Consider the following 2,277-nt stretch of genomic DNA (forward strand, 5'->3'; position numbering starts at 1 on the left):
CCCACGTAAGAAAACAGGTGCGAGCTCTCGTCGCCGCTCTCTTCGTCTTGATAAAAAGGTATCGTTTGCGAGATAAATTTGCAGGTGCGAGCGCATAAAAAGTCCAAGAGTTCGTCGGCGTAGGCGCGCGATTTTATGCGTAAATTTACGCTGGGTTTTGCGTAGGCGCCGATGTTTGCTACGGTGGTAAAGTATCCGTGCCCGCTACACTGGGCGCACTGCACGTAGCCTGATCCCCCGCATCCGCCGCACCTAACCGTGCCAGATCCCGAGCAGCCGTAGCAGGTATTTGAGCCGCTGCCTCCGCATGATGAACAGCTCTCGTAGCGATACGTCACGTAGGTGCTACCGTCTGAGTTATACTGGGTGTGAGGGCGGTTCACACCGCCGCTGCCTCCGCACGTAGAGCAGCTTTGTCGTCCGCGTCCGCCGCAGCTGGAGCAGGTTTTTTTGCCTCGTCCGCCGCACTCGCCGCATCTCGTCTGCCCGTCGCCGCCGCAGTTGCCGCAGCGCTCGCTCATGCTAAATGGCTTAAAATCGTAATACCTAACCGCGCCGCCTGATTTTGCGACGGCCTCGTTTGCGTTTTGGCGCAGTTCGGCGAGTAAAATTTCGTGCAGATCGGCGCTATCTCTAGCCTGCAGCAAGCACTCTCTGGCGTGATTTTCGTAGCCGCGCGTATCGTCGCCGAAATGTATCTGCTCCTTTGCGCCGCCAGCGATTTTGCTCTCTTCGCGCTTGCCGTAAAACTCCCACGTCACGGTCGCCGTCGCTTCAAAATCAAAAATTTCGTGCGAAATTTCTACCAAGTCCTCAGGCTTAGCTTGGTTGCCGTTTACTAGATTTCGCAGCCCTTTTAAAAACGGCTCGTGTAAACTTAGCTCGTCAAATTCGCTCATTTTAAATCCTAAATTTTATTTTGCGCGTCTAGTCCCGCGCGCTTTTTTATCTCGCTTAAAAACTCCGCTCCGCCGTCGCCAAAAGCCTCGCGCGGCACGGCGTAAAACATGGAGTTTGCGATGATAACGACGACGAAACTACCGACATAGCGGGCGTCGCTGATGACGTTATAAAAATATCTGCCCTCGCCAAATTTGCTCTTTTGCACGAAAAACCCATCCTCTAAGATCACGCTTTTTGGTCCGAATTCGCCGTAGTTTGCTTTATTTATCAGCGCGCGAGTAAGCAGCCAAGGCCGCAGCCCAGTAGCGTAAAGCAGAGTAAAAAACGCGGCCATCCACGATAGGTAGGCTAGATTTTCCACGCCGCTAAAACCGTAATCCCTAAGCAAGTCGCTAAGCTCCCTGAAGTAAAATTTGACGCACAAAAGCGTGATAAAAAACATGCCAAGAGCCGACGCCGTAAAGTCGCATATACGTATGTTTCGCATAAATTTATCGCCCTTATAAACAATCTTGCCCACCTCGCGCGTCATCGCTTTATACTCGGCGCTAGGCTTTATCTCAAATTCGGCTTTTAAATTTGACATTTGCTTCCTTTAAATTTTGATGAGATATTATCAAATTTGGCCTAAATTTACGCTATTTTTAAAATCGCCGCTAAAACGATAATTAAGCCCAAATTTAGTAAAATCGCCGCCAAGACGCGAGGTCGCGTAATACGTTAAAAGGCAAACTATGCAAAACCCAACCGCGTAAATTCCGCTAAATTTAAACCGAGTCAACCAATCAATTTAAATTTAACGGAGAAAACCATGAAAAGACGAGACTTTCTAAAACTAGGCGCGCTGGCGGCAGCTTCGGCGCAGGCAAAACAGTTTGACGCAGCGGCGCAGGCGATATTTGACGAGCAGATGGGGCTTTGCGCGAATAAATTTGGCGCGTTTTACGTAAAAACCATCGGCGGCAGGGTCGTTGGCACAGAGCCATTCGAGGGCGACGCGATGCCAACGGTGCTAAACAACGCCCTAAGCGATCACATCCAAAACGAAACGCGCGTGAAATACCCATACGTGCGCAAAAGCTTCCTGGCAGACCCGTCAAATCCAAAGCCGCAGCTTCGCGGTAAAGAGCCCTTCGTGCGCGTTAGCTGGGACGAGGCGATAAAGCTAAGCGCTAAAATTTTAAAAGAAAACTTCGACAAATACGGCTCGGAGGCCATTTACGGGCAGCTTTATCAGTGGGGTAGCCTAGGAAAAGTCGGCCACTCGCAGCGCACCGCAAAGCGCATGCTAAACGCGCTAGGAGGCTACGTGAGCGAGCTTGGCGGCTACTCATACGGCGCGGCGACGGCGTTTTTGCCTCACGTGACGGGCTC

At 51.3% G+C, this 2,277-nt stretch carries 2 protein-coding genes and 1 pseudogene; 1 reads left to right on the forward strand and 2 read right to left on the reverse strand.

Features of this window, described 5'->3' with window-relative positions; translation table 11 throughout:
* Together Q0314_RS01895 and Q0314_RS01900 are read right to left on the reverse strand one after the other, a co-directional pair.
* A pseudogene (locus Q0314_RS01895) lies at positions 1–899 on the reverse strand (hypothetical protein); the annotation flags it as partial.
* Between the two features lie 8 nt (positions 900–907).
* Entirely contained in the window at positions 908–1,489 is a 582-nt protein-coding gene (locus Q0314_RS01900; protein WP_298055907.1) for a YcxB family protein, read from the reverse strand.
* 225 nt (positions 1,490–1,714) lie between these two features.
* Here Q0314_RS01900 and Q0314_RS01905 point away from each other — a divergent pair.
* The coding region (locus Q0314_RS01905) for a molybdopterin-dependent oxidoreductase (RefSeq protein ID WP_298055908.1) at positions 1,715–2,277 on the forward strand (563 nt) is incomplete at its 3' end.

The sequence above is a fragment of the uncultured Campylobacter sp. genome (genome assembly GCF_938040115.1).
GTDB lineage: Bacteria > Campylobacterota > Campylobacteria > Campylobacterales > Campylobacteraceae > Campylobacter_A.

Excerpts from the sequence above, each read along its gene's own strand:
- Q0314_RS01900 (WP_298055907.1), bottom strand. The coding sequence starts at position 1,489 with ATGTCAAATTTAAAAGCCGAATTTGAGATAAAGCCTAGCGCCGAGTAT.